The 25,121-nt window shown below is 57.4% G+C and carries 22 protein-coding genes; 9 read left to right on the top strand and 13 right to left on the bottom strand.

The window, feature by feature from the left end:
- Positions 1 to 25: 25 nt before the first annotated feature.
- Positions 26 to 1,618 (bottom strand): ABC transporter substrate-binding protein, encoded by a 1,593-nt coding sequence (locus DVA43_RS05740; protein WP_103822070.1) that lies wholly within the window; start codon positions 1,616 to 1,618, stop codon positions 26 to 28.
- A gap of 114 nt (positions 1,619 to 1,732) precedes the next feature.
- Here DVA43_RS05740 and pepT point away from each other — a divergent pair, with 114 nt between their 5' ends.
- Complete coding sequence (gene pepT, locus DVA43_RS05735) at positions 1,733 to 2,962, top strand: peptidase T (protein WP_114314861.1); 1,230 nt, start codon at positions 1,733 to 1,735, stop codon at positions 2,960 to 2,962.
- A 79-nt stretch (positions 2,963 to 3,041) separates the two neighbouring features.
- On the opposite strand, the gene DVA43_RS05730 is transcribed toward pepT, so the two are convergent.
- The 5 genes from DVA43_RS05730 to tehA all read right to left on the bottom strand — a co-directional run bounded on the left by DVA43_RS05730 (position 3,042) and on the right by tehA (position 6,208).
- Positions 3,042 to 3,476, bottom strand: a complete 435-nt coding sequence (locus DVA43_RS05730) for a hypothetical protein (protein WP_114314860.1) — start codon at positions 3,474 to 3,476, stop codon at positions 3,042 to 3,044.
- Positions 3,473 to 3,829 carry a tlde1 domain-containing protein gene (locus tag DVA43_RS05725; protein WP_114314859.1) on the bottom strand — a complete coding sequence of 119 codons (357 nt, stop codon included), beginning with the start codon at positions 3,827 to 3,829 and terminating at the stop codon, positions 3,473 to 3,475. Before DVA43_RS05725 ends, DVA43_RS05730 begins: the two co-directional genes overlap by 4 nt.
- A gap of 10 nt (positions 3,830 to 3,839) precedes the next feature.
- On the bottom strand, positions 3,840 to 4,331 hold the full coding sequence (locus tag DVA43_RS05720; RefSeq protein ID WP_114314858.1) for an Hcp family type VI secretion system effector: 492 nt from the start codon (positions 4,329 to 4,331) through the stop codon (positions 3,840 to 3,842).
- Between the two features lie 279 nt (positions 4,332 to 4,610).
- Positions 4,611 to 5,207 carry a tellurite resistance methyltransferase TehB gene (tehB, locus tag DVA43_RS05715; protein WP_114314857.1) on the bottom strand — a complete coding sequence of 199 codons (597 nt, stop codon included), beginning with the start codon at positions 5,205 to 5,207 and terminating at the stop codon, positions 4,611 to 4,613.
- Positions 5,204 to 6,208 carry a dicarboxylate transporter/tellurite-resistance protein TehA gene (gene tehA, locus DVA43_RS05710; protein ID WP_114314856.1) on the bottom strand — a complete coding sequence of 335 codons (1,005 nt, stop codon included), beginning with the start codon at positions 6,206 to 6,208 and terminating at the stop codon, positions 5,204 to 5,206. The genes tehB and tehA overlap by 4 nt, the downstream gene beginning before the upstream one ends.
- Positions 6,209 to 6,330: 122 nt before the next feature.
- Here tehA and ydcK point away from each other — a divergent pair, with 122 nt between their 5' ends.
- Positions 6,331 to 7,311 carry a YdcK family protein gene (ydcK, locus tag DVA43_RS05705; protein ID WP_114314855.1) on the top strand — a complete coding sequence of 327 codons (981 nt, stop codon included), beginning with the start codon at positions 6,331 to 6,333 and terminating at the stop codon, positions 7,309 to 7,311.
- On the opposite strand, the gene rimL is transcribed toward ydcK, so the two are convergent.
- The 4 genes from rimL to DVA43_RS05685 all read right to left on the bottom strand — a co-directional run bounded on the left by rimL (position 7,306) and on the right by DVA43_RS05685 (position 11,814).
- The gene (gene rimL / locus DVA43_RS05700) at positions 7,306 to 7,854 is read right to left on the bottom strand and encodes a 50S ribosomal protein L7/L12-serine acetyltransferase (protein ID WP_114314854.1); all 549 of its coding nucleotides are present in this window, start codon (positions 7,852 to 7,854) and stop codon (positions 7,306 to 7,308) included. The two genes, ydcK and rimL, sit on opposite strands and share 6 nt — an antisense overlap.
- Before the next feature lie 101 nt (positions 7,855 to 7,955).
- Positions 7,956 to 9,611, bottom strand: coding sequence for a glucan biosynthesis protein D (locus tag DVA43_RS05695; RefSeq protein WP_114314853.1), 1,656 nt, complete (start codon positions 9,609 to 9,611; stop codon positions 7,956 to 7,958).
- 248 nt (positions 9,612 to 9,859) lie between these two features.
- Positions 9,860 to 10,633, bottom strand: coding sequence for an ABC transporter substrate-binding protein (locus tag DVA43_RS05690; protein WP_103179733.1), 774 nt, complete (start codon positions 10,631 to 10,633; stop codon positions 9,860 to 9,862).
- Positions 10,634 to 10,644: 11 nt separating this feature from the next.
- Positions 10,645 to 11,814 carry a pyridoxal phosphate-dependent aminotransferase gene (locus DVA43_RS05685; protein WP_114314852.1) on the bottom strand — a complete coding sequence of 390 codons (1,170 nt, stop codon included), beginning with the start codon at positions 11,812 to 11,814 and terminating at the stop codon, positions 10,645 to 10,647.
- A gap of 110 nt (positions 11,815 to 11,924) precedes the next feature.
- Between DVA43_RS05685 and DVA43_RS05680 the strand changes: the two genes are divergently transcribed.
- Entirely contained in the window at positions 11,925 to 12,767 is an 843-nt protein-coding gene (locus DVA43_RS05680) for a LysR family transcriptional regulator (RefSeq protein ID WP_114314851.1), read from the top strand.
- Here the strand turns inward: DVA43_RS05680 and DVA43_RS05675 are convergent.
- Together DVA43_RS05675 and DVA43_RS05670 are read right to left on the bottom strand one after the other, a co-directional pair.
- The gene (locus DVA43_RS05675; protein ID WP_114314850.1) at positions 12,754 to 14,262 is read right to left on the bottom strand and encodes a carboxylesterase/lipase family protein; all 1,509 of its coding nucleotides are present in this window, start codon (positions 14,260 to 14,262) and stop codon (positions 12,754 to 12,756) included. The two genes, DVA43_RS05680 and DVA43_RS05675, sit on opposite strands and share 14 nt — an antisense overlap.
- Before the next feature lie 42 nt (positions 14,263 to 14,304).
- Complete coding sequence (locus DVA43_RS05670; RefSeq protein ID WP_114314849.1) at positions 14,305 to 15,648, bottom strand: VOC family protein; 1,344 nt, start codon at positions 15,646 to 15,648, stop codon at positions 14,305 to 14,307.
- A 435-nt stretch (positions 15,649 to 16,083) separates the two neighbouring features.
- Here DVA43_RS05670 and DVA43_RS05665 point away from each other — a divergent pair, with 435 nt between their 5' ends.
- The 6 genes from DVA43_RS05665 to DVA43_RS05640 all read left to right on the top strand — a co-directional run bounded on the left by DVA43_RS05665 (position 16,084) and on the right by DVA43_RS05640 (position 24,590).
- Entirely contained in the window at positions 16,084 to 18,483 is a 2,400-nt protein-coding gene (locus DVA43_RS05665; RefSeq protein WP_114314848.1) for a DMSO/selenate family reductase complex A subunit, read from the top strand.
- A complete protein-coding gene (locus tag DVA43_RS05660; RefSeq protein ID WP_103822083.1) occupies positions 18,467 to 19,099 on the top strand; it encodes a DMSO/selenate family reductase complex B subunit in 633 nt (210 codons plus the stop codon). The genes DVA43_RS05665 and DVA43_RS05660 overlap by 17 nt, the downstream gene beginning before the upstream one ends.
- Complete coding sequence (locus DVA43_RS05655; protein WP_114314847.1) at positions 19,092 to 19,925, top strand: DmsC/YnfH family molybdoenzyme membrane anchor subunit; 834 nt, start codon at positions 19,092 to 19,094, stop codon at positions 19,923 to 19,925. The genes DVA43_RS05660 and DVA43_RS05655 overlap by 8 nt, the downstream gene beginning before the upstream one ends.
- A complete protein-coding gene (locus DVA43_RS05650) occupies positions 19,925 to 20,800 on the top strand; it encodes a 4Fe-4S binding protein (RefSeq protein ID WP_114314846.1) in 876 nt (291 codons plus the stop codon). The genes DVA43_RS05655 and DVA43_RS05650 overlap by 1 nt, the downstream gene beginning before the upstream one ends.
- A 206-nt stretch (positions 20,801 to 21,006) precedes the next feature.
- Positions 21,007 to 21,930 carry a LysR substrate-binding domain-containing protein gene (locus DVA43_RS05645; protein ID WP_103822086.1) on the top strand — a complete coding sequence of 308 codons (924 nt, stop codon included), beginning with the start codon at positions 21,007 to 21,009 and terminating at the stop codon, positions 21,928 to 21,930.
- Between the two features lie 281 nt (positions 21,931 to 22,211).
- A complete protein-coding gene (locus tag DVA43_RS05640) occupies positions 22,212 to 24,590 on the top strand; it encodes a glucose/quinate/shikimate family membrane-bound PQQ-dependent dehydrogenase (RefSeq protein ID WP_114314845.1) in 2,379 nt (792 codons plus the stop codon).
- A gap of 49 nt (positions 24,591 to 24,639) precedes the next feature.
- On the opposite strand, the gene DVA43_RS05635 is transcribed toward DVA43_RS05640, so the two are convergent.
- Positions 24,640 to 25,092 (bottom strand): energy transducer TonB, encoded by a 453-nt coding sequence (locus tag DVA43_RS05635; protein WP_114314844.1) that lies wholly within the window; start codon positions 25,090 to 25,092, stop codon positions 24,640 to 24,642.
- Positions 25,093 to 25,121: the final 29 nt, after the last annotated feature.

The raw sequence follows: 25,121 nt of genomic DNA, 5'->3' as shown, positions 1-25,121 counted from the left end.
AACGATAACGGGCAGTGATAAATGATTATTTTACATCCACTTGCCAGAATAAATGTTTACCGAACGGGTCTATTTCATAGCCCGTGACTTCTTTACGGACGGGTTCGAAAATAGTTGAGTGCGCAATCATTACCGCCGGCATTTGTTCGTGCATCATTTGCTGCGCCTGTTTATATAACGCGACCCTTTTATCGTGATCGGTAATGGATTTAGCCTCGGCAATAATTTTATCAAATGGCGGATAACACCATTTCGCGGAATTAGAACCGCCGTTGGCCGAGGTACAGGTAAAGAGCGGACCGAAGAAATTATCCGGGTCGCCCGTTGCGGTTGTCCAGCCCATCAGCGCCGCCTGATGCTCGCCGCCCTTCACCCGCTTGAGATATTCACCCCACTCGTAGGTGACGACTTTGGTCTGCACGCCAACTTTTGCCCAGTCGGCCTGAATCATCTCGGCCATCCGTTTGGCATTCGGGTTGTACGGACGCTGCACCGGCATCGCCCACAGGTCGATGGTCATCCCGTTGGCAAACCCGGCCTCTTTCAGCAGGGCTTTGGCTTTTTCCGGATCGTAATCGTAATCCTTCAGCTCGCTGTCTGCGCTCCAGACGCCCGGCGGCAGCAGGTTTTTGGCAGCAGTGCCGGTACCCTGGAAGACGGCCTCAATAATGGCCGGTTTGTTGATAGCCATCGCCAGCGCCTGACGCACTTTGACATTATCCAGCGGCGGTTTCTGGGTGTTAAACGACAGGAAACCCGTATTCAGCCCGGCCTTGCTCATCAGGTTAAGATCTTTATTGGCCTTCATCCGCGGCAGGTCGGCGGGGTTCGGGAATGGCATTACCTGACACTCGTTTTTCTCCAGCTTGGCGAAGCGCACCGAGGCGTCCGGGACGATGGTGAACACCAGACGATCCAGTTTTGCTTTACCCTGCCAGTATTCCGGGAAGGCGGTGAACAGAATGCGCGAGTCTTTCTGGTATTTCGCCAGCTTAAACGGCCCGGTGCCAATCGGCTCCATATCCACCTTCTCTGGCGTGCCGGCTTTCATCATCGCATCCGCATACTCGGCGGAGAGGATCGAGGCGAAGTACCATGCTAAGTCCGCGACAAATGGCGCTTCCGGATGAGCGAGGGTGAAGCGCACCGTGTGATCGTCCACTTTATCAATGGCGGTAATCAGCTTGCCAAACTCCAGGCTTTCGAAATTCGAATAGTTACCGTTAGAGACGTTGTGATAGGGATGCTTCGGATCTTTCTGCCGCATAAACGAGAAGATCACATCATCGGCGTTAAAGTCTCGCGTTGGGGTGAACAGCTTGTTGCTCTGGAACTTCACCCCCTTGCGCAGATGGAAGGTGTAGACCTTACCGTCTTCGCTCACCTCCCAGCTTTCGGCCAGGCTCGGCACCAGATCGGTAGTGCCAGGCGTAAAATCCACCAGCCGGTTATATACCGGTACCGCGCTGGCATCCACGCTGGTGCCCGAGGTATAGAGTTGCGGGTTAAAGTTCTCAGGCGATCCTTCGGAACAATAGACCAGCGTTTTAGCGGCAACGGTGGAACTGACCGTCAGCGCGGCGACGGTTAGCGCCAGTTTTGTGAGGTTGCTTTTCATCGCGTTTTCCTGTCTTTTAATTTGACGGCTAATGAATTTTTGTCGTGCCAAACCATAAATATCATTAAAGTGATTTAGCAAACACCTGATAACTCAAATAAAGAAGGATCCACCATGGCTTCTGCGCTCGCCAGACAATTAACCCAACGCTTCTTTCGCTACCTGGCCGTCACCAGCCAGAGCGACCCAAAGGTGAAAACCCTGCCCTCCACACCCGGCCAGCATGAGATGGCACGGATGCTGGCCGCAGAGCTGCAAACGCTGGGTTTGTCGGAGATCGTGATCGACGAATTTGCCACCGTCACCGCGGTAAAAAAGGGCAATGTACCCGGCGCGCCGCGAATCGGTTTTATCACCCATATCGATACCGTTGACGTCGGTTTGTCACCGGATATTCATCCACAGATCCTCACCTTTACCGGAGATGATCTCTGCCTGAATGCGGAAAAAGATATCTGGCTGCGGGTCAGCGAACACCCTGAAATCCTCGCTTACCCCAATGAAGAGATCATTTTCAGCGACGGTACCAGCGTACTGGGTGCCGATAACAAATCGGCGGTGACGGTGGTGATGACGCTGCTGGAGAACCTCACTGCTGAGCATCAGCATGGCGACATCGTGGTGGCCTTTGTGCCGGACGAAGAGATTGGCCTGTGCGGGGCGAAAGCGCTGGATCTGGCCCGATTTGATGTCGATTTCGCCTGGACCATCGACTGCTGCGAGCTCGGGGAGATTGTTTACGAGAACTTCAACGCGGCGGCGGCGGAGATTCGCTTTACCGGCGTGACGGCGCACCCGATGTCGGCGAAGGGCGTGCTGGTGAACCCGCTGCTGATGGCAACCGACTACATCAACCATTTCGATCGTCTGCAAACCCCGGAGCATACCGAGGGCCGGGATGGTTATATCTGGTTTAACGGCATTCAGGCCGGACAGAACGAGGCGTTGCTGAAGGCGAGCATTCGTGATTTCGACCGTGAGAGCTTTGCCGCCCGTAAGGCGCAAATTGGCGAAGTGGCGGAGAAGATTGCGGCTCAACATCCCACCGCGCAGGTGAGCTGGCACATCGAAGATACCTACAGCAACATCAGCAATGCGGTGGGTGACGATCGCCGGGCAATCGACCTGATGTTCGAGGCGATGGAAAGTTTAGGCATCACGCCAAAACCGACCCCGATGCGCGGCGGCACCGACGGTGCAGCGCTTTCGGCGAAGGGACTGTTGACCCCGAACTTCTTCACCGGGGCCCATAACTTCCACTCGAAGTTTGAGTTTTTACCGTTGAAATCGTTCGAGGCGTCGTACAACACGGCGCTGCAGCTCTGTCTGCTGGCGGCGCGTTAAGCGGGTCGACGTTTTATTCCGTTTTCACTTAACGTGCGCAAACTGGAGAACCCGGCCATGACATGACCGGGTTAATTTTTTATTTAACCTGACGGTTATTATCTGCTTTAAGCTCTTCCCAGGATGCTTCGAGTATCCAGAGGCACTTAGCGCCATCGCTCGTTTTCAGTAGCGCCTGCCGCGTACGCTGGTAGAACGCCTCGATCTCTGCCGCTGATTTCTCGGTCGGAGGGGTACAGATGATGTCGCTACCAATCATGTGCGGCCATTTTCCAGCATCAATGGTTTGCAGCACCCGGAGCGTAACGGTGGTGTTCGTTGACAAGGCTGAGGCCATCGCGTCTTCAAGTTGTTGAGCCTGCTTAACGTCAGCGATTGCAGCCAGCGCCGGGATCTGTTCAATCCACTCCGCCTCGCCAGCAGCCACGCCGCGCAGAGCGGAAGGCCAATCTGTTTCTTCAGCCATTGCCGGAAGTGAGATAAGCGCTAGCAGGAAAACGGCCAGCCATTTCATCGCACCACCTCCAGATCGGTGCTGTCGCGGATTATCTGCCGACGTGTCGACAACGAAAGAATAATACAGCCTGCAGATGCGAACCCTGCAGGTCCTTCGATTCGTTCACCATGTATACGAAACGCTGAGCGGCCAAAGCTCTCACCGGTGACTTGCTCAAGAATGATAGTTACCGGTCCTTTTGAATTTGAATGCCCTGCGATTTTATAGGTCCCTCTTGGTATAGGTCCCAATCCCCTGACATGCTGACGGTCAGGATTGTTTTTATTGGTGAGTGCGCCGGAGTAGCCGGTCTCGATTAGCTTGCCATCTTTATACATCTTGCCAGTCGACTGCTCATACTTCCATCCCATAACCTTCTCCTTATGCCGTCTTACGGTCGTTCCAGCTGTCTGCATGCATAATGTTACCATCGGCATAGCGCCACGTTATTTTTTCATACAACAGCTCTACCAGTTCAATGTGATTATGTTTCTCATAATCCGGGTCTTTGACATCCAGCATCATCGGGCAGACGCTGACAACCTTTACGCCCTCCATAAGGGTTGAAAAGTATTCCACCTCTTGTCCTGCGTCATTGATTCGGTAAAACTTTATCTCAGCGGATTTAAGCTTCTGGCCCGTACTAACGGCCTTGTAGAGATAGGGGCTGGAGGCGTCGATCTCTTTATCGAATGAATAAGGAGAATGTACACGCAGGCTTGTTGCCTTACCGTTGTGCTTGTCGGTGGGTTGCATTACGCCATGATTGAAGCCGATGACTTCTATACTGCCTTCACGCCCATAGACGTCGACAGAACCTTTAATATCCGCACCGCCGTCGTCTTTAAGCCATAAATACGCGGGAATTGCCATTTGAGTTAAGCTTCATTTAAGAAAATCCTGTATTGTTATGCACTTACATGCCAGCCCACGCTATAGCTTAAAAAATCATCCGTCAACTTTCGTACGACGGGATATAAAATGATCTGCTGTTTCCTTGATGCAAATAAAAAAGGCCGGAAAAATCTGGCCAGAGTCTGATAACGAACATATTTACTATTGTATTCGCGGATACGCCGGGTGGCGGCTGCGCCTTACCCGGCCTACGGCCTTGTAGGCCCGTGCAAGCGCAGCGCCGCCGGGCAAGAACGGTTACGCCGGTTTACGCGCCAGCATCGTGGCAAAGCGCAGCTTAATGCGGTTCCCCTGGGCGTCGGTGCGGTGCAGCTCGCCCACATCCTCGTTATATTTCAGCAGTTCCCAGCCTGCATAGTAGTCGCTTAACTCGCCGGTTTTAAACGCGAACGGGAAGCCGACGTTGCACGGATAATCGTCGGTATCCATTGCCGCCACAATCAGGTTATACCCGCCCGGTTTCGTGCAGCGCTGCATGTTGTCGATAAGATTGGGGATGGTTTCCGCCTGCAGGAACATCATCACCACGGTGGAAAGAATAAAATCGTATTCGCCGTCAAAGCGCAGGGTGTTGAGATCCTGGACCGCCGTCTGCAGGTTAGTGATCCCCTCTTTCGCCTTGATGCTCTCGATATTCTCGATGCCCATCGGACTTTTATCCCACGCGGTGACGTCAAAGCCGTTCGCCGCAAGGTAGAGGCTGTTTCGCCCGTTGCCGCAGCCGAGATCCAGCGTCTTGCCCGGCTTAACAATCCCGGCGCTGTACAGCACTTCGGAGTGGGTACGGGTCAGGCCATATTTTTCGGTAAAGTAGTTCTCATCAAACACAGTCATTCTTTTTCCTCAGCTTGCATAAGCGTTGCTTTGTCTGCACGAACCAACAGTTTTCCCTGCATCAACAGGATAAACGTACGCACCAGTAATAGCGCAATGATGGCGTTGGTAAAAATAAAGAGCGGAATGGCGATGGCGTGAAAGAAACCGGACGGGCTGCTCTGCCCCAGATGCAAACCGGTGGTGGCCAGCGCCGAGACGCCGAACGAAAAGCTCCAGAATGAAGCATTAAAGGGCTGCGACAGATACCAGGGCATCAGCCGCAGGGTAAAGAGTAATTGCAGCAGGCCGTAGCCGAACAGCATTTTGGCAAAGGTATCCGCCTCGCCGCCGTTGACGCTGAGCCACGCGCTGCAGGCCACCAGCGCAGGGGCCAGCTGAATACCGAGAGATGAGCGCATCGGCGCAGGCAGTTCTCCCGCGCTGCGCAACCGTTGCAGGATCACCGGCTCCAGGCTCAGCCAGGAGAAGACCCCCGCGCCGAGAAACACCATCCCGGCATCGTGAAACCCGAGCGCGCCGCAGGCCATGGCGCTGATAAAGTTGTTGGCCACCGTCGGCAGGTAGAGCCCGGGAGTGGTCGCCTCCTCCGGATGTTTGCCGCGCCACAGCCCGGCGGACTGCCACGCCGCATAGCTCAGCTGCACCACCACGCCCACGCTAAACAGAGCCAGTGCCAGGGGGCGATACCAGGGCACAAAGCCAATCGCCACCAGCATGGTGGTGGCCGGGAACAGACTCACAAAGCTGCTCATTACCGGATGACGCATCTCCGCCAGTACGCTGCCGGGAAACCGCACCGCGCGGGTGATAAACGCCACGGTTAACAGTAGCCAGATCGCCATCGCCAGCGTCACCAGCATCTCCCCCGGCCAGTGCGGCACCGGCCAGATGGTGCTGGCGTAGCGCCAGGCGAAGCCCATACCGATGGTCCCCAGCACCATACCGTAGTAGCCAGCGGGCAAATTAAGAACGCGTTCAGTTGCTTGCGTTTTATACATATTTTTTAATCTATAAATTATATTTGAAATGCTAGTTTAAGGAGTTTCATTTACCGATGCCAGTGTTTCGATCAAGCTAAAGTTTGCTACGTTTAGTAAAGAGGACAACTGCGGGCACAGTGATGAAAAAATATCGACTTAGCGAGGAAAGCCGTCTGCACCACTGGCAGGATGGCGAGACCAAAACAGCGGTAAAGGTGCGCCAGATTATCGCCGCGCGTGATTTCAGCGATGTGAAAAGCGGCACCCGGGGCGGCTGGATCGACGACGAATCGGCGCTCTCGCACGAAGATGACTGCTGGATCTACGACGAGAACAGCGTGGTCTTTGCCGGGGCGCAGGTGAACGGTAACGCGCGCATTACCCGGCCCTGCGTAATTAGTCATCAGGCGTCTGTCGGCGATAACGCCTGGGTGGACGGGGCCGAGATCAGCCACGGCGGGCACCTAAGTGACAACGTCACCGTTCAGTCTTCGGTGGTGCGCGGCGAATGCCATCTGTTTGGGAACGCCCGTATCCTGCACAACAGCATGGTGATCGCCGCCAAAGGGTTAACCCCGGACAATGAACAGATCCTGCGTATTTTTGGCGAGGCGACAGTCAGCCAGTCGCGGGTGGTGCATCAGGCACAGATCTACGGCAACGCCATTGTCAGCTACGCCTTTGTCGAGCATCGCGCTGAAATCTTTGACAACGCACTGATCGAAGGCAACGAAGAGAATAACGTCTGGGTATGCGACTGCGCCAAAGTGTACGGCAATGCGCGCCTGCTTGCGGGGCTGGAGGAGGATGCCATCCCTACCCTACGCTACAGCTCCCAGGTGGCGGAAAATGCCCTGATTGAGGGCAACTGCGTCATCAAACACCATGTGCTGATTGGCGGCGAAGCCTGGCTACGCGGCGGACCCATTCTGATAGATGACAAAGTGGTGATTCAGGGCCGGGCGCGCATTCGCGGGGAAGTGCTGATCGAGCATCATATTGAGATTACCGATGACGCGGTGATCGAGGCGGCGGAAGGCGAGATGATCCACCTGCGTGGTGAGAAGGTGATTAACGGCGCGCAACATATCACCCGCACGCCGCTGCTTGGCGCATTATGAGGTGCAGATCCGGGCGTAGATGTTCTGGTCGTCATAGCGTCCGTTGAGGAATTCCGCCTCTTTCAGACACCCTTCCAGCACAAAGCCGTTGCGCAGCGCTACCTGATTGCTGGCGGCGTTGTCAACGCGGCACTTGATGACGAAACGGCGGATCTCTCCGCGTCCGGCATAGTGGCGGATAAAGGCCTCCAGCGCCTGGGACAAAATACCCTGCCCCTGATGCGCTTCATCCAGCCAGTAGCCGATATAGCCGGTTTTATTCAGCGGCTCGATGGCGTTAAACGACAGCACCCCCACCAGCGCGTTATCGTGAAAAATCAGGAACATTTTGGCGTAACCGCGCTGATGCAGCATCTGGTTGCTCTGAATGTTCTGGCGGGTGTCCTCTTCGGTGCCGACATATTGCGGCCAGTTAAGGTAGTCCTGCAACCACGCCCGGTTTTTGATCACCAGATTATGCAGCTCGGTGGTGTAACGCTCGTCGGCGGCACGCAGTTCGATATGCTCGTTAACAGGGATGATTTCTTTGGTTGGTGTGGTCATCGTGCTTCCTCTGCAACGCCGGGCGGCGCATGCGCTTGCCCGGCCTACGGTTTGGTGCCGTTCGTAGGCCGGGTAAGGCGCAGCCGCCACCCGGCAAAGGCTTAACGCATTACGCGGTCGTCTACATACTGACGTTTATCCGGCGCGGGCGGGAAATAGTGATACAGCCAGGTTTCGCTGATCGCTTCGCCCTGGCAGCGCAGGAACATCCTTATATCCACCGTATCGGTCGAATCGCTGGTCGGGTACCAGTCAAACTGGATGCGATAGCCATCGAACGGCTCCACGTAGAGGATCTCAATCTGCTTCGCTTCGCCACTGGAGAGGGTGATCACCGGCTCGATCCCTTTTGGCGCGGCCGCTTTCAGATCGCCGCCAACAAAATCGACCGCAAAACGGCGCGCCCACACTTTCGGGTAGTGCTCGCCAGGGGCCCAGCCTTCCGGGAAGCCGCCCATGCCGGTGCGGGTAGCCAGCACGTTTGCCAGCGGAGAACGGACCGGCGGCCTGGCGCTCCAGTAGAGACGGTACTGGAAGTTCAGTTTATCCCCCGCCTTCACCGGTTTTTCCGGCTGCCAGAAGCAGACCACGTTATCCAGGGTTTCGCCGGTGGTCGGGATCTCCATCAGCCCGACGGTGCCTTTGCCCCACTGGTTACGCGGCTCAACCCACAGGCTTGGGCGCTTGTTGTACCAGCCCATGATGTCCTGATAGTGGGAGAAGTCGCGGTCAAGCTGGAGCAGACCAAAACCTTTCGGGTTTTTGTCGGTATAGGCGTTGTATTGCAGCTTTTGCGGGTTATTCAGCGGACGGCAAACCCACTCACCGTTGCCGCGCCACATCGCCAGACGATCGGAGTCGTGGATCTGCGGATGAATGGTATCGCAGACGCGACGCTCGTTGTTGCCGCAGGCGAACATGCTGGTCATCGGGGCAATACCCAGCTGCTGGATCTCTTTACGGGCGTAGAGATGGTTTTCGACATCCATGATCACCTGCGTCTTCTCGCAGTGGATCACAAACTTATAGGCCCCGGTGATGCTCGGGCTGTCGAGCAGGGTGTAGACCGTAAAGGTAGTTGCCCCGGGTTTAACGGTTTCAAACCAGAAGGCGGTGAAATCCGGGAACTCCTCGGTGCTGTCGGCGTAGGTGTTCAGCGCCAGGCCGCGGGCGGAGAGCCCATACTGATAGGTGTCATCCACCGCGCGGAAGTAGCTTGCGCCGAGGAAAGAGACGATATCGCGGCGCGCCAGCTCGGGCGATTTAAAGGCGCGGAAACCGGCGAAGCCTAAGTCGCTCTGCCCTTCCAGCTGCTTTGTATCGACCCCTGCGTCGTGGTAGTTGAAGAGTTCCGGGCGGAAGTGGATCTCACGCGCCTGGGCGGTCTGGTTATCCAGGGAGAACATGCGCACCCGACGGCGGAAGCCCATCCCGACATGGAAGAACTGCACATCAAGCTGGCGGTTTTCGATGTTGTTCCACAGCGACTGCTTTGGATCGTACTGGATGCTGTTGTACGCCTGCGGCGTCAATGTGGCGAGCGTATCCGGCAGCGGACGCGGCGCACCACCCCACGGTGTTTGCGCCAGGTCGTGAGCCATGGATTGCAGCACAGAAAAGTCGAAACGGCGGCTGGTGCCGTCCGCAATATCCGATTCAGCTGCACTGGCCGCCTGGGAAAAGAGTGCGGCGAAACCGGAAGTCCCGCTCACTGCGGCTACGGCCAGAGATCCTTTTAAAAAACGTCTGCGATTCATGCCTGGAAAAACGTCCTTATGGTCGTGGGGTGGTGGGTTTCGCTTAAGGCGAAACAACGGCAAGAAAGAACATCATTAAAAGGGCACAGCCTAAACAAAAACGGTTAAGAATCCAATTGTTGGCAGGCGAGAATATGAACAAAGCGCGAAAGAATTTTCTGTCGAGGGGAATTGCCTGAAACGGAGGTAAAGTTATGTTGAAAAAAGCCCCCGACGGACATCATCGTCGGAGGCTAAGGGTAAGATGATTATTTCACGCTGACATCAATGCCCGGGAAGTACTTCTGCGCGAGTTTGTCGATGGTGCCGTCAGCACGGACTTTATCAATAGCGGCATCAAGCTGCTTTTTGGTGGCCTCATCGCCTTTACGCAGGCCATAGCCGATCCCGCTGCCGAGGATGGTGTCATCGGCGACCGGCTTACCGATAAAGCCAAAGCCTTTCCCCTGCGGCTTGCTGAGGAAACCCGCCTGCCCGGCGGCAGACATCACCAGCGAGGCGTCAATACGGCCATTCAGCAGATCGCCCCAGGCCATGTTCTGATCTTTATACGACACCACGGTGACACCCTGTTTTTCCCAGTGCTCCTTGGCGTAGGTTTCCTGAATGGAGCCCTGCAACACGCCTACGGTCTTGCCCTTCAGCCCTTCCGGGGTGGCGTCCACCGCGCTACCGGTCTTGCCCACCAGCTGAGACGGAATACGGTAGATCGGCTGGGTAAAGTCGATGCTCTGGCGACGCTGGTCGGTGATGTTCATCGCCGAGTTGATGGCGTCGAATTTCTTCGCCACCAGCCCCGGGATCAGCGCGTCAAACGAGGTTTCAACCCAACTGCACTTCAGGGCCGCCGCCGCGCAAATCGCATTGCCCAGCTCAATATCAAACCCTTCCAGCTCACCCGAGGCGTTACGGCTCTCAAAGGGCGGATACTCTGCTTCTACGCCGTAACGTAATTCGGTTGCAGCAAGTGAGGAAAACGAACACAGCAACCCCAGGCCGACAACGAAGGCTTTTACTTTCATGACTAAACTCCTTAGCGTGGTTTTACCCGACACAGGGCCTGCGCACCTGCCCGTAATGTCGCCTCATCTTTGGCAAAAGAGAGACGGATTAATTTGTTATCTGTCCCGTCGGTATAGAACGCCGAGAGCGGGATTGTGGCAACACCGTAATCAACAATCAGCCGTTTCACCATCTCGCTGTCGCGTTCATCGCTGAAGTGGCTGTAATCCGCCAACAGGAAGAAGGAGCCTGCGCTCGGCAGCAGACGGAACGGTGAATCGGCCAGCAGGTTGACCAGCAGATCGCGTTTGCGCTGGTAGAACGCCGCCAGCGACAGCCAGGTTTGCGGATCGGCCATATGTTCAGCAAACGCGTACTGCATAGGGGTATCGGCAGAGAACATCAAAAACTGATGGATTTTGCAGATCTCATCCATCAACTGCGCCGGGGCGACACAGTAGCCGACGCGCCAGCCGGTGACGTGGTAGGTTTTGCCAAACGACGAGACGATCACGCTGCGCTCCGCCAGCCCCGGATGAGTGGCCATGCCGTGATGCGGCACGTCGTCAAAGACCACGTGCTCGTACACTTCGTCAGAGAGAATAATAATGTCGGTGTTGCGGGTGATCGCCGCAAGCTGCGCCAGATCCTCCGCCGAGAAGACCTGCCCGCTCGGGTTATGCGGCGTGTTGACGATAATCATCCGGGTGCGCGAAGTAATGGCGGCGCGCACTTCATCCCAGTTAACGGCAAAATCCGGCACCGTCAGCTTAATCGCCACCGGCGTAGCGCCCTGCAGACGGACAATCGGCGCGTAGCTGTCGAACGACGGCTCAAAGTAGATCACCTCATCACCAGCATGCACCAGTCCGCTGATGGCCGAGTAGAGCCCTTCGCTGGCGCTGGCGGTAACTAACACTTCGCTGGCGGGATCGTACTGCGTGCCGTAGAGGTAGGCGATCTTATCGGCGATGCGTTCCTTGAGCGACGCCAGCCCGGTCATGGAGGCGTACTGGTTGTGGCCCGCCTGCATGGCGCGGTGAACGCCCGCCACCAGGGCGGGATCGCAGTCGAAATTCGGCGCACCCTGAGAAAGGTTGATGGCATTGTGTTCAGCGGAGAGCTGACCGATAACGGTAAAAATCGTGGTGCCAACGTCCGGCAGTTTGGAACGGGGTTGTATCGGAGTACGCAGCGTCATCGGAATTTCCTCTGGTGAATAATGCATAACTATTCAACCTGAACGCTATTGTGGCGACAATCGAATTGTTGTCATAATAGCCATGATAAAAAATCATACCTGGAGGTTCTGTGTCGCATCGCGCATTCCCGCTCACTGCCGTTGAGGCATTTATTATTACCGCCCGACACCTGAATCTGACCCATGCGGCAAAAGAGCTCTGCCTGACCCAGGGGGCGGTGAGCCGTAAGATCGCCGCCCTTGAAAGTTGGTTTGGTTTTCCGCTGTTTGAGCGCCACGCCCGCGGGCTGCGTCTCTCCTCTCAGGGCAGCGCCCTGCTGCCGGATCTGCGCGCGTCGTATGAACACTTTCTCACCGTGGCAGATCAGGCCCGGGCGCAACAAACCGTGGTGCGCCTGAAGGTGCCCACCTGCGCCATGCGCTGGCTTGTACCGCGGCTGTTGCAGGTGGAGCGTGAGCAGCCTGAATTGCAGATTGCCCTGACCACCACCAACGATCACAGCGTCAATTTCAAAACCGAATCCTATGATGCCGCCATTGTCTTTGGCACCCACCTGAGCGCGGGCGATCTGCTGTTTGAAGAGGCATTAACGCCGGTATTAAGTCCCCTGCGCCAGGGCACAGCGGTGGAGTCGCTTACCTACCTGCACCCGACGCGGGATAAGACCGACTGGTCGCTGTGGCTGGAGAAACAGGCCGTACAGCCGCCTGCCATGCACAAAAATCAACACTTCGACACCATGGATCTGGCGATCACTGCCGCCATTCAGGGACTGGGCGTCGCCATTGCCGACGAGACGCTGGTGGCGGAGGATATCCGCGCCGGGCGGTTGGTGCGGCCCTATGCCAGCAGCGTAAGAACCGGCGCCAGCTACCGGCTGGTGCTGCGGGAGTCGCGCGGCAAAGCGGCGGGGCTGGCCGCCTTTCGCGCGTGTCTGCTTAATCCAGGCTGACGTGGTGCTTCATCACCCGTTTAAACAGCACCATGCGGGCGCGCATAAATCGATTTTCAAGCTTAAAACCCGCATGTTTATTCACTCCGATACGTAGTAAAACGTCCCGCCTGCGGTGACAGGCAGGCCAGCGCGTCGGGCCATTCAGCGTGTCGCACTCCCGGCTGGCATGGCGGGCAAAGTTGACCCAGTAGTCGGCAACCTGGGCGGCAAAGGCCAGGTCGTTGGCATTAACATACTGTCGGGCAGGCTCGGCGAGGGTGAGCGTATCAAACACATACGGCACCTCGTTGCCATGCCAGGCCCCGTTGATGTAGGTGGCATGTTCGGCTTCGGCTACATAATCGAACCAGTAGCGCCAGCACGGCTCCCCTACCCGCTGCTGGGCCTGCATCACCACAAATCCCAGGGTGGTGAAGGCCATATCGCGGCATACCTGACGCCCCAGTTCGGTATCATCTTTGACGCCGGGATAGAGCAGCTTGATCAGCCCCAGTCCCAGCCGCCGCTCCCGGCGCAGCTTCTGGATCTGCCCGGCGAGATCGATGCCAAACACCGCCATCACGCTCGCTTCATCGCTGTTGGAGCCGACCATGATCGGCACCGGATGGTGGCGGGCGGCAAAAAAGACCTCCAGCATCGGCTCCGGCAAGACACAATCCCCATGGATCGGCGCGGGAGCTATGTTGAGCGGTGCCGTCAGCGGCCAGAAAGCCTCAGGCGGGATCGCCCGCAGCTGCTCTGCGGTGGCGTTTTCCAGTCCAAAATGGGCCGCCAGCGCCTCGCCTTTTTTAAGCGCCTGTTCCCGGGGCGTGTCCGGCAGGGTGTAGCCGCTCTGGATTATCGCCTTATGAAACAGCCCCTTTGCCAGCGGCGAGGCCAGCAATGACAGCACGCTACGCGCCCCGGCAGATTCACCAAACAGAGTGATGTTCGCCGGATCACCGCCAAAGGCAGCAATGTTGTCGCGCACCCACTCCAGGGCCGCTATCTGATCGAGCAGGGCAAAGTTATGTACCACCCGCTCCTCTTCTCCCGCCAGCGCCGGATGGGCAAAAAAGCCCAGATGGCCGAGCCGGTAGTTAAGCGTCACCACCACGACCCCGCGCTGGGCCAGCGCTTTACCGTCGTAGGGCGGCAGCCCGCCTGCGCCAATGGTAAAGCCGCCGCCGTGTAGCCAGACCATTACCGGCAGCGGCGCGGCACGTTCCATCGGCGACCAGACGTTCAGATAGAGACAATCCTCCGAGAAACGGCCCGGATCGCCCCCACCCAACTGCTGGCAGTACTCACTACTTTGCCAGCTCGACGGCGAAAAGGCGATGGCCTGACGCACGCCCTGCCAGCTTGCCACCGGCTGCGGCGAACGCCAGCGTAATGCGCCCACCGGCGGCGCGGCATAGGGAACGGCGCGCCAGACCTGTACATCGCCATCGGTTATGCCGCAGATATCGCCCTGGCACGTGGTCACTATCGGGGAAGAGACGTTTTCCATATCGACCTTCAGTTGCTATCACATCCCCGCAGAGTACCGTTTTTAAAGCAAACCGCAACGTCGCTTGCTGCGCTCTTCCGCTTCCTGATAGAGGGTGAACTCGTCCAGCACCGGGCAGCCCAGCGCCTCTTCAAAGGCATCACGGCTGGCATTGCCGCGAGTGCGGGCCTGGGTCTCGTTACCAAGGTTGGACTGGAAAATCCCGGCGGCACTCACCGGCAGGAAATCTTCATAGGTGATGGGCTGGGCGACCACCCAGCCGCGCTCGATGAGCGGCTGCGGATCGTCGCCGGGGCCAAAGGCGTGGCGGTGCGCCTCTCCTGCCGGGGTCAGGCGATAGCGGAACCACGCCAGCCCCTGGCGGCGCAGGAAGATATCGCTGTCGGGAAAGGCCTGGAAAACCTCCTGCAGATGCAGCTGGTGGGTCAGATTATCCTTGCCGGTTCCGGCCTCCGCCAGCAGGCGATCGTAGAGCTCGCGCCCTTTCGGGGTTAACGCCACGCCGCGCTGTTCAATTTCGCCAAAACGCGCGGTATGGGTTCCGCGCGCTTCTCCGGCAAACAGTACCGGCTCCTCCAGCGCCTTAAAGCTGGTCTGGCGCAGCAGAAGCGGCATCTCCCGGCGCGGCGGCCCCTCGATGAGCATCTTCGGCTCGATGCCGTATTCCGGCATTAACGCCTGCACCCGGTCGATATCCAGCGTGCGCGGCGTCAGGTGGTTAATATGGCAGCCCGGGAAGCAGACCACGTCGGCAATCAGCCGGTGTTCGTTGTGCAGCGCCAGGTATGTCTCATGATCGACCGTGGCGTGACGATGCCAGCGGAAAGTCTCCAGCGCCTCCTGGACAAACTCATCGGCCTGCGCCGGGGTGAACGCCCCTTCCGCCTCGTGCAGTTCAATCAGCGCCAGGCAGCGGGGAGTAAAGATGTTGCGACGGGCAAGGATCTTTGCCGCTTTCTCGCGCAGGGCAAGATTGTCGATCAGTTCAAGGCGCAGCAGCGAGGTAAAGATACGAAACGGGTTACGGCATAGCGCGGCATCGTCTACCGGGCGAAAGGCGGTCGAGTGGACCGGCACCCCGGCCTGGGAGAGATCGTAATAGCTGACCGGGAACATCCCCATAATGGCGAACATACGCCGCAGGGTCGCCAGCTCCAGGGCCGTACCAACACGGATCGCCCCGTGGCGTTCGAGGTTGAGGCGGGCGAGTTCATCCGCGTTGGCCAGTTGTTCGTGCAGCTTCGGGTTATTTTCCAGTACCGCCAGATTCACATCCGCTACCAGCTCCAGCAAGGTGCCGTACTGCGGAACTTCCTGCTGGTACATCGCCGACATAGCCTGCGAAAAGTTTTCCCGAATATCATCAGCCGTGATGGTGTTCGCCATGATGTCATGCCTCCAGTGAATATTACCTGGAGTGTAGAGAAGGCCGTTGCTGCTGTTTGGAAGAATTTACGAATTGTGATCTGAGTGGTTAGCTGTCTGTTTTTCATGCTTCGCTGTTCAAGGAGGATAAAACACCCGGTCTTAAGTGAAACGAAAATATCCCCTAACAAACATTTATATCCTGCATTATTAACAGGGGCAGCACTGTACATATTTTAACTTTTATTATTCTGATTATTTATTGATATTCTCGTTGCCGTTAACTCTATGGCCGATTTATTTGTTCAATTTCCGCACTAAGAATAAATGATAATTATTATCGCAATAGTCTGAATTTTCCGCCGTTAATCCTGGTTAATTACCCTCTTTGATAAATATCAACTACCCCTTTTAAAGCATCAGGGAAAATAAGGCTATTTTTTATGAGGGAATAATATGTCTGTACCTGAAAACAATGAAGATGACTTCCCGTCCGGGGTGTCGCGCAGAAGTTTCCTGAAGGCGGGTTCCGCCGCCATCGCTTTGCCTTTTTTGACCTCCGGGCGTGCAAGCGCCTCCACGCCTGGCGCAGAGGCCCCTGCGGTGGGTACGACGCCTGCCGCACGGGTGGTGCAAACCTGCAGTACCTTTGACTGCGGCGGTAAGTGCGATATTCGTGCGCATATTGCCGATGGCGTGGTTACCCAGATTACGACCCGGCCGGATGCCGCACTCGATCCCGATATGCCGGTGATGCGAGCCTGCGTGCGCGGTCGTAGCTATCGTAAATTTGTTTATCATCCCGATCGTCTGAAATATCCAATGAAACGGGTGGGTAAACGTGGCGAAGGTAAATTTGAACGCATATCCTGGGATGAGGCGACAACCCTTATCGCGGATAATATTACCCGCATTACGAATAAATACGGACCTGAATCCCGCTTCGTGCACAATAATACCGCAGTGAGCGGCGGCACTTTTTCCGGCGATAAAATGATGCGCCGCTTATTGAACCTGACCGGCGGGCATCTGGAATATTACCACTCCGTCAGTATGGGCAATACCGCCGCCGCCACACCTTATACCTACGGCACGGTCGCTACCGGCAATTCCCTTGATACGTTGCAGGATACGCGCCTGGTTATCCTCTGGGGGCATAACCCGACGGAAACCATTTTCGGCCATACCAACCACTATTTTCAGCAGATGAAGCAGAACGGCACCCGCTTTATTGTCGTCGACCCGCGCTACTCCGATACCGTGTCGTCGCTGGCCGATGAGTGGGTTCCGCTTTTACCATCAACAGATAACGCGTTGATGGATGCGATGATGTACGTCATCGTCAGCGAAAACCTGCACGATAAAGCCTTTATCGATCGCTATACCCTGGGGTTCGATGAGGAGAACATGCCGGAAGGGGTACCTGCTAACGAGTCGCTGGTGGCCTATCTGATGGGCAAAAAAGATGGTGTGGTGAAAACGCCGGAATGGGCGGAAAAAATCACTCACGTCCCGGCCCAGACCATTCGCCAGCTCGCCCGCGACTACGCTACCACCAAACCTGCGGCGCTGATCCAGGGATGGGGGCCGCAGCGCCATATCTGCGGCGAGCGCACCGCCCGTGGCTCCACGCTGCTGGCGACCATCACCGGTAACGTCGGCGTAAAAGGCGGCTGGGCAGCGGGCTACGGCGGCATCGGCAACCGTAAGTTTGCCACTGGCCCGGAGATGCCTGACAACCCGGTGAAAGAAAAAATCTCGATCATGAACTGGGTGCAAGCCGCCGATGACGCCAGCAAGGTGACGCCGGAAGATGGCCTGACAGGGGCAACGCAGCTGAAGAGCAATATTCGGCTCCTGTTCTCGCTGGCGGGCAACTACCTCGCCAACCAGAACCCGGATATTCATCAGGCGGTAAAAGTCCTGGAAGATGAATCCAAAATTGAGTTTATTGTCGCAAGCGATCTCTACCTGACGCCTAGCGCCCGCTATGCGGATCTCCTGCTGCCGGAAACCAGCTTTATGGAGCGCTGGAACATCGGCGAGACATGGGGAACAGGCAGCTACCTGATTCTGTCCGAAAAGATCGTTGAGCCTGAGTTCGAACGCCGCTCTGACTATGACTGGCAGCGCGAGGTGGCGGCGAAGCTGGGTATCGAAGCGCAGTTTAGCGAAGGCCGCAGTGAGAAAGAGTGGATTGAACACATCTGGGAGCAGACGCGCCTCTCCATGCCAGATGAACATCTGCCTACCTTTAGCGAGTTACAGCAACAGCGTCAGCATCTGTTCAAAAGCAAACCGCTTATCGCCTTCGAAGCGAACATCCGCGACCCGGAGAATAACCCGTTCCCGACGCCGTCGGGCAAAATTGAGATCTTCTCAAAGCGGCTCTATGACATGCATAACCCGGACATCCCTGCCCTGTCGCACTACGTTCCAGCCCAGGAAGGCCCTGAAGATGAGCTGACGAAACAGTTCCCGCTGCAGCTCATCACCTGGAAGGGAAAAAACCGCGCTAACTCCACCCAGTACGCCAACCCGTGGCTGCAGGAGGTGCAGGTCCAGAAGCTGTGGATCAACCCGCTGGATGCGGAGAAACGCGGCATTCGCCAGGGAGACACGGTCCGTATTCATAACCAGCGCGGCATCTGCCAGGTGCCGGCAGAAGTGACCGTCCGGATCATGCCTGGCGTCGTCGCCATGCAGGCTGGCGCCTGGTGGCAACCGGACGCCAACGGCGTCGATCTCGGCGGTTGTCCAAACGTTCTTAGCTCGGCGCGTATCACTCCGCTTGCTAAAGGTAATGCTCATCAAACCATGCTTGTGGAGGTCGCAAAGTATGACGCAGCAGTTTAATGATTTTCCTCCCGTCAGCGATAAACAGCTGGGGTTCTTTATCGATTCGTCCCGCTGCTCAGGCTGTAAAGCCTGCCAGGTGGCCTGCAAGGATAAACATAATCTCGAGGTGGGGCGTCGCTTCCGCCGCGTTTACGAGGTGAAAGGCGGCGGGTTTATCCCGACCGGCCAGGGCGGCATGGCGCAGAACGTCTTCGCCTATACCCTGTCGATCTCCTGCAACCACTGCGCAGATCCGATCTGCACCAAAAACTGCCCGACAACGGCCATGCACAAGCGGCCCGGCGACGGCATCGTGCGGGTTGATACCCGCAAGTGTGTGGGCTGCGGCTACTGCGCCTGGTCGTGTCCTTATGGCGCGCCGCAGATGAATGAAGAGACGGGCCAGATGTCCAAATGCGATTTTTGCGTCGATCTACAGGCCAAAGGAGAGCAGCCCGTCTGTGTCGCCACCTGCCCGCTGGGTGCTATCAAGTTCGGCCCGATTGACGAGCTGCGCGCCCGCTACGGCAGCATCTGCGATGTGCAGGGACTGCCGGATTCATCCATCACGCATCCTAACCTGGTGATCAAGCCGCACCAGGGGGCAGAGAAAGAGGAGCAACCGCATGCATGAGTTGCCATTACTGATATTTACCCTTCTGGTACAGGGTTCCGTTGGCATCACGCTGTTCCTCACATTCGGCGCAGGGGCGGCAAAACCTGTACCGCAGGCAACGCGTCAGCTGCTGCCGGTATTGCTGATAGCCTGCGTAATGGGCGGCCTGGGGTTAATCGCCTCCACCCTGCACCTGGGCTATCCGCTCAATGCCTTTAACGCGCTGCGCCACGTCGCCAGCTCGTGGTTAAGCCGTGAAATCGTCTTTGCCAGCTTCTACCTGGCTGTGCTGGGGCTGTGTACGCTGATCCTGCTGGTGAAAAAGAGACTCGTCAGCTTCCTGTTACCCGTTGCGGCAGTGCTGGGGCTGATTGACGTCTGGTGCATGAGTGCCATCTACGCCAACAGCACCATCATCACCTGGATGCATTTCAACACCTGGCTAATGTTCTATGGCGCAGTGGGCATCCTCGGCGCAGTGGCGATGGCCTGGCTGCCCGTTCTGAACACCGATGCGGTGATGCAGACGCGTCGCACCCTGATGCGCCTGGCGGTGGTGTTCGTGGTGAGTATTGTCGCGATCCGCCTGCTGGCTCAGCCTGCGTACATGGATTATCTTGCCAACGCGCCGCTGAAAAACGTGGTGACGCTGCCTCATCAGCCGCTGGAGGCATTTGCCCGGCTCGAAGGGCTGCGCCTGGGGAGCTGGATAGCCTCCGTCCTCGGGGCGGTACTCTTTGCCGTCAGTGGCTGGCGCAACCGCAGAACCGGGCTCCTGGTCGGTGGCGGGCTGCTGGTGCTGGCGGAGATCGCGTTCCGCTTTGTTTTCTTTAATATTCACTGATGGCTATTTTTCGCCTTAACGCTAAGCCCCCTGCGCCCCCCGGCGTGGGGGCTTCTTGTTTACGCAGCACCTTCCCTCGCCACCCCTGTCGCGCCTGCGCAGACGCGTGCCCGGTGGCGGCCATTACCCTTTCCGCCGCCGGGCAGACGATCGATGACGCGAGCTGTCTGCGCTGCGGTAACTGCCTGTTTCCGTGCCCCACCGACGCGCCAGAAAATCTGTCACCTGCGCTCAGGAACTATCAGGCCGATCGCTTAGTCGCGCCGTTTTCAGCCTGCATAACCGCCGATGAATTGCTGATGTGGCATTTCCAGTACGCCATCCGGGGCGTGGAACTGGAGAGCGCGGCCCATCCGGTGTGGGTCCGGGCCGTCGCCGAATTAAATCTTACCCTGCGGCAACTCCGGGAGCCGGAGTGGCAGATTTTTCCGCCGACGCCCCGCGCCGTTAACCCGCTACGTCGCCACTGGTTACGCATCCCCGAGGAGAACGTCCAGTCAGGCCGGGTCCGCGTTGGTCGCCGCGCCCGCAGAGCGCTCTTATCGACCTTCAGCGAGTACCAGCTCTCCTTGTCGTTATCCCGGTGTGTGGCCTGCGGCGCCTGCGCCAGAGCCTGCCCTGAAAACGCGCTTCAGCTCACTGAGACGGCGCTGGAGTGGGATCCTGCCCGCTGTACGGGGTGTAACAGTTGTACCGCAGTCTGTTTTTCCGATGCGATCCGCATCGCGCATCAGATACAGGTCGCAACGCCACAACGCTATCCGTTTGCGGCAAAAACCTGTCGCAGCTGCCATCACACCTTCTACACCTTCTCCTCAGAGGCGGATCGTTGTCATATTTGCCAGCGCCACGCCTATGCAATGCGGGAAGCATAGCCCGTCTGATGTTGCCATTTTGTTATGCAAAATGGCTTTCTTCCTCATAATCTCCTCCCTGGCCGCCCCTGATAGCGCATGTAAGCGACAGATTTTATTCAATGCTTTACTAAAACTGATGAAATGTTAACGATATTTTGCTATCAAGTTATCAAAATTAAATAACTTTCCTTGTCACGTTGAAGGCTCTGTTTTTAACATCGCTTATGGAAAAAAATGGTTTGTTTTCTCAGCGCATTCGTCTGCGCCATTTGCACACTTTTGTGGCCGTCGCTCAGCAGGGTACACTTGGGCGCGCGGCTGAAACCCTTAACCTCAGCCAGCCTGCGCTTTCAAAAACGCTGAACGAGCTGGAGCAACTCACCGGCACCCGGCTGTTCGAACGCGGGCGCCTGGGCGCACAACTGACGCTGGTGGGGGAGCAGTTCCTGACCCACGCAGTCAAAGTCCTGGATGCCCTGAATACCGCAGGCCAGTCGCTGACGCGGCGTAACGATGTGGTGCCCGATGTGGTGCGCATTGGTGCCCTGCCCACCGCGGCGCTGGGCATTTTGCCGGCGGTCATCGGCCAGTTCCACAAGCAGCAGCGCAACATCACCCTGCAGGTCGCCACCATGAATAACACCATGTTGCTGGCGGGCCTGAAGTCGGGCGAACTGGATCTAGGGATCGGCAGAATGTCGGACCCGGAGCTGATGAGCGGCCTGAACTATGAGCTGCTCTTCCTGGAATCCCTGAAGCTGGTGGTACGTCCGCGCCATCCGATCCTCAACGATACCGTGACCCTCAGCCGGGTGATGGAGTGGCCGGTGGTGGTGTCGCCGAAAGGCACCGTGCCGCGCCAGAATGCCGAAACCTTGCTGCAAACCCAGGGATGCAAACTGCCACCAGGCTGCATTGAAACCCTCTCGGCCTCGCTGTCGCGTCAGCTGACGGTCGATTATGACTATGTCTGGTTTGTCCCGTCCGGGGCGGTGAAAGAGGATCTACGTCAGGGCTCGCTGGTGGCGTTGCCAGTGACCACACCCGGTCCCGGCGAACCCATTGGGGTATTAACCCGCGTGGATGCCCCGCTCTCCGCCGCCACCCAGACGCTGCTGAGCGCGATACGTAAATCGATGCCGGTCTAATCACACTTCTCTCCAGCCCGTCGTGATGACGGGCTTTTTGTTTCCATTACTCAAATAATGCGAAATCATTCATTAACAATTGCACTAAACAATTTAACAGATTTATCATACCCGCCGATTTCACCAAATGGTTCATTCAAATAACGCAGCGGTGAGCTCACTGGCGCTTTCACGGCGTCAGGCTAGACTTTTTCATCATGAATTTTCTCTTCTGTTATCCATTTGGTTCAGGACTGAGTCTGCCCTGTCCAGTGAAGAGAAGATTATTTCAGGAGACAGAAATGGCTATAGGTAATTCGCTACGTGGGTTCCCCCGGTTCCTGCAGTGGCTACTGGTTGGTCTGATGGCGATCATCGGACTGGCCGTCGGTGGTCTGGGCTTTAAGCTCGCCATCGTAGGGGGAAGCAGGTACTTCCTGATCATGGGTGTAGTGATGCTGATCGCCGCATTCCTGATCGCGCGCGGGCGCACCAGCGGTATTCTCCTTTACGCGGTGGCGTTTATCGCCTCGCTGATCTGGGCCGTGAGCGACGCAGGCTGGGATTTCTGGCCGCTCTTCTCGCGCCTGTTCACCTTTGCGGTGCTGGCGTTCCTCGCCGCCATCGTCTGGCCGTTCCTGCGCGGCACGGATCGACCGGTTAACAAAGCTCCGGCATTCGGCGTTGCTGCCGTGCTGGCCGTCGCCATGCTGGTGAGCCTCGGCTGGATGTTTAAACCGCAGACCCTGGTTGCCGCTAACGAACCTGTACCGGTAAAACCGGTGCCCGCGGGGAACCAGCAGAAAAACTGGGCGCACTGGGGTAACACCACCCACGGCGACCGCTTTGCCGCTCTGGATCAGATTAACAAGCAGAACGTTAACGATCTGAAAGTAGCCTGGGTTGCCCATACCGGCGACATTCCCCAGAGCAACGGCTCCGGCGCGGAAGATCAGAACACTCCGCTGCAGATTGGCGATACGCTCTACGTCTGTACGCCGTACAGCAAGGTATTGGCGCTGGATGTCGACTCTGGCAAAGAGAAGTGGCGTTATGATTCCAAAGCCACCGCGCCAAACTGGCAGCGCTGCCGTGGCCTGGGCTATTTTGAAGAGACCGCAAATGTGACAACGTCACAGGCAGAGACCCAGCCTGCCGCCTGTCCGCGTCGTCTGTTCCTGCCGACCACCGATGCCCGTCTTATCGCCATCAACGCCGATACCGGCAAGCTGTGTGAAGACTTCGGCGAGCATGGCGTGGTTGACCTGAGCGTGGGCATGGGTGAAGTGAAGCCGGGCTACTATCAGCAAACCTCCACCCCGCTAGTGGCGGGCAATGTGGTGGTTGTAGGTGGTCGTGTGGCGGATAATTTCTCCACCGATGAGCCGCCGGGCGTGGTGCGCGCCTATGACGTGCACAGCGGTAAGCTGGCCTGGGCCTGGGATCCGGGCAACCCGAACATCACCGGCCTGCCGCCGGAAGGCCAAACCTACACCCGCGGAACACCGAACGTCTGGTCAGCCATGTCCTATGACGCGAAGCTGAACCTGATTTACCTCCCGACCGGTAACGCTACCCCGGACTTCTGGGCTGGTCAGCGTACCGAAATGGATGACAAATACAGCTCCTCCATTGTTGCGGTGGATGCCACAACCGGTCAGGTGCGCTGGCATTTCCAGACCACCCACCACGATCTCTGGGACTTCGACCTGCCATCGCAGCCACTCCTGTACGATCTGCCGGACGGTAAAGGCGGCACCACCCCGGTGCTGGTGCAGACCAGCAAGCAGGGCATGATCTTTATGCTCAACCGCGAAACCGGCGAGCCGGTGGCGAAGGTGGAAGAGCGTCCAGTGCCTGCCGGAAACGTTGAAGGCGAGCGTTACTCCCCGACCCAGCCATACTCCGTCGGCATGCCGATGATTGGCAACCAGACCCTGACCGAATCGGACATGTGGGGCGCCACGCCGGTTGATCTGCTGCTGTGCCGCATTCAGTTTAAAGAGATGCGTCATCAGGGCGTCTTTACCCCGCCGGGTCTGGATCGCTCTCTGCAGTTCCCGGGCTCGCTGGGCGGTATGAACTGGGGCAGCGTCTCGGTTGACCCGAACAACAACCTGATGTTCGTGAACGACATGCGCCTGGGGCTGGCGAACTACATGGTGCCACGCGCTAATGTAGCCAAAAACGCCAGCGGGATTGAAATGGGGATCGTGCCGATGGACGGTACGCCGTTTGGTGCGATGCGCGAGCGTTTCCTCTCTCCGCTGGGTATTCCATGCCAGAAACCGCCGTTCGGCACCCTGTCTGCCGTGGATCTGAAGTCCGGCAAGCTGGTGTGGCAGGTACCGGTAGGTACCGTGGAAGATACCGGTCCGCTGGGCATCCGCATGCATATGCCAATTCCGATCGGTATGCCGACGCTGGGCGCCTCGCTCTCCACCCAGTCTGGCCTGCTGTTCTTCGCCGGTACGCAGGATTTCTACCTGCGCGCGTTCGATACCGCTAACGGGAAAGAGATCTGGAAAGACCGTCTGCCGGTGGGCAGCCAGTCCGGGCCGATGACCTACGTCTCGCCGAAAACCGGTAAGCAGTACATCATCATCAATGCGGGTGGTGCGCGTCAGTCTCCGGACCGTGGGGATTACATCATCGCCTATGCCCTGCCTGATAAACAGTAATCGCGTTTAACCGTCGAGCCGGCCACCCTTGTGGCCGGCTTTTTTATTTCTACGGCTTAGCGGAGAGAGAATTTTCGATCCAGGTCGCCGTTGTGCCGTTCTGGTAACTGACCACCAGGTTCTGATGGACGCCAGCTGGCCAGCAGCTGCGTAAGACGGCGCGTTTTGTCTCCTCGAAGAAGGGTTTATCCCCTGCGGCTTCGTAATCCGTCGCGCGGCCATTGAGCTTGACGTTAAACGAGACCGTCACCCTGCCGGAATAGTTCTGCGCCGCAGCCTGCTCAGGATAGCGCGGCTGCACCCGGTACACGTCGCCGTCGCAGTCCGCCTGTCCGTTATCGACGGTCGATGTGCTGCCGCCCACCGGGAAGGATAACCCGACACCCACTCCGCTGCTCCCGCCGCCGCCGCCGATCCCGATGCCGCCAACCCCCACGCTGCCGCCAGAGGCACACCCGGCCAGTAACCACGCTGTGCAAACCACCTGCGTAAATCGTTTCATCGTCCTGTTCCTCTTGAGCCCTTACATCC

The organism is Leclercia sp. W6 (assembly GCF_003336345.1).
Classification (GTDB): Bacteria; Pseudomonadota; Gammaproteobacteria; order Enterobacterales; family Enterobacteriaceae; genus Enterobacter.
Note: the sequence above shows the minus strand (reverse complement) of the source record. Positions and strands in the feature narration are given on the sequence as shown.

Bases quoted from the DNA above. Each gene is read 5' to 3' on its own strand.
- tehB (WP_114314857.1), bottom strand. From the start codon at position 5,207: ATGACTGTGTTTGATGAGAACTACTTTACCGAAAAATATGGCCTGACC.
- DVA43_RS05725 (WP_114314859.1), bottom strand. From the start codon at position 3,829: ATGGGATGGAAGTATGAGCAGTCGACTGGCAAGATGTATAAAGATGGC.
- DVA43_RS05690 (WP_103179733.1), bottom strand. From the start codon at position 10,633: ATGAAAGTAAAAGCCTTCGTTGTCGGCCTGGGGTTGCTGTGTTCGTTT.
- DVA43_RS05660 (WP_103822083.1), top strand. From the start codon at position 18,467: ATGACGCAGCAGTTTAATGATTTTCCTCCCGTCAGCGATAAACAGCTG.
- rimL (WP_114314854.1), bottom strand. From the start codon at position 7,854: ATGACCACACCAACCAAAGAAATCATCCCTGTTAACGAGCATATCGAA.
- DVA43_RS05670 (WP_114314849.1), bottom strand. From the start codon at position 15,648: ATGGCGAACACCATCACGGCTGATGATATTCGGGAAAACTTTTCGCAG.
- DVA43_RS05635 (WP_114314844.1), bottom strand. From the start codon at position 25,092: ATGAAACGATTTACGCAGGTGGTTTGCACAGCGTGGTTACTGGCCGGG.
- DVA43_RS05655 (WP_114314847.1), top strand. From the start codon at position 19,092: ATGCATGAGTTGCCATTACTGATATTTACCCTTCTGGTACAGGGTTCC.
- tehA (WP_114314856.1), bottom strand. From the start codon at position 6,208: ATGTATAAAACGCAAGCAACTGAACGCGTTCTTAATTTGCCCGCTGGC.
- ydcK (WP_114314855.1), top strand. From the start codon at position 6,331: ATGAAAAAATATCGACTTAGCGAGGAAAGCCGTCTGCACCACTGGCAG.
- pepT (WP_114314861.1), top strand. From the start codon at position 1,733: ATGGCTTCTGCGCTCGCCAGACAATTAACCCAACGCTTCTTTCGCTAC.
- DVA43_RS05740 (WP_103822070.1), bottom strand. From the start codon at position 1,618: ATGAAAAGCAACCTCACAAAACTGGCGCTAACCGTCGCCGCGCTGACG.
- DVA43_RS05730 (WP_114314860.1), bottom strand. From the start codon at position 3,476: ATGAAATGGCTGGCCGTTTTCCTGCTAGCGCTTATCTCACTTCCGGCA.
- DVA43_RS05695 (WP_114314853.1), bottom strand. From the start codon at position 9,611: ATGAATCGCAGACGTTTTTTAAAAGGATCTCTGGCCGTAGCCGCAGTG.
- DVA43_RS05720 (WP_114314858.1), bottom strand. From the start codon at position 4,331: ATGGCAATTCCCGCGTATTTATGGCTTAAAGACGACGGCGGTGCGGAT.
- DVA43_RS05645 (WP_103822086.1), top strand. From the start codon at position 21,007: ATGGAAAAAAATGGTTTGTTTTCTCAGCGCATTCGTCTGCGCCATTTG.
- DVA43_RS05675 (WP_114314850.1), bottom strand. From the start codon at position 14,262: ATGGAAAACGTCTCTTCCCCGATAGTGACCACGTGCCAGGGCGATATC.
- DVA43_RS05650 (WP_114314846.1), top strand. From the start codon at position 19,925: ATGGCTATTTTTCGCCTTAACGCTAAGCCCCCTGCGCCCCCCGGCGTG.
- DVA43_RS05665 (WP_114314848.1), top strand. From the start codon at position 16,084: ATGTCTGTACCTGAAAACAATGAAGATGACTTCCCGTCCGGGGTGTCG.
- DVA43_RS05685 (WP_114314852.1), bottom strand. From the start codon at position 11,814: ATGACGCTGCGTACTCCGATACAACCCCGTTCCAAACTGCCGGACGTT.
- DVA43_RS05640 (WP_114314845.1), top strand. From the start codon at position 22,212: ATGGCTATAGGTAATTCGCTACGTGGGTTCCCCCGGTTCCTGCAGTGG.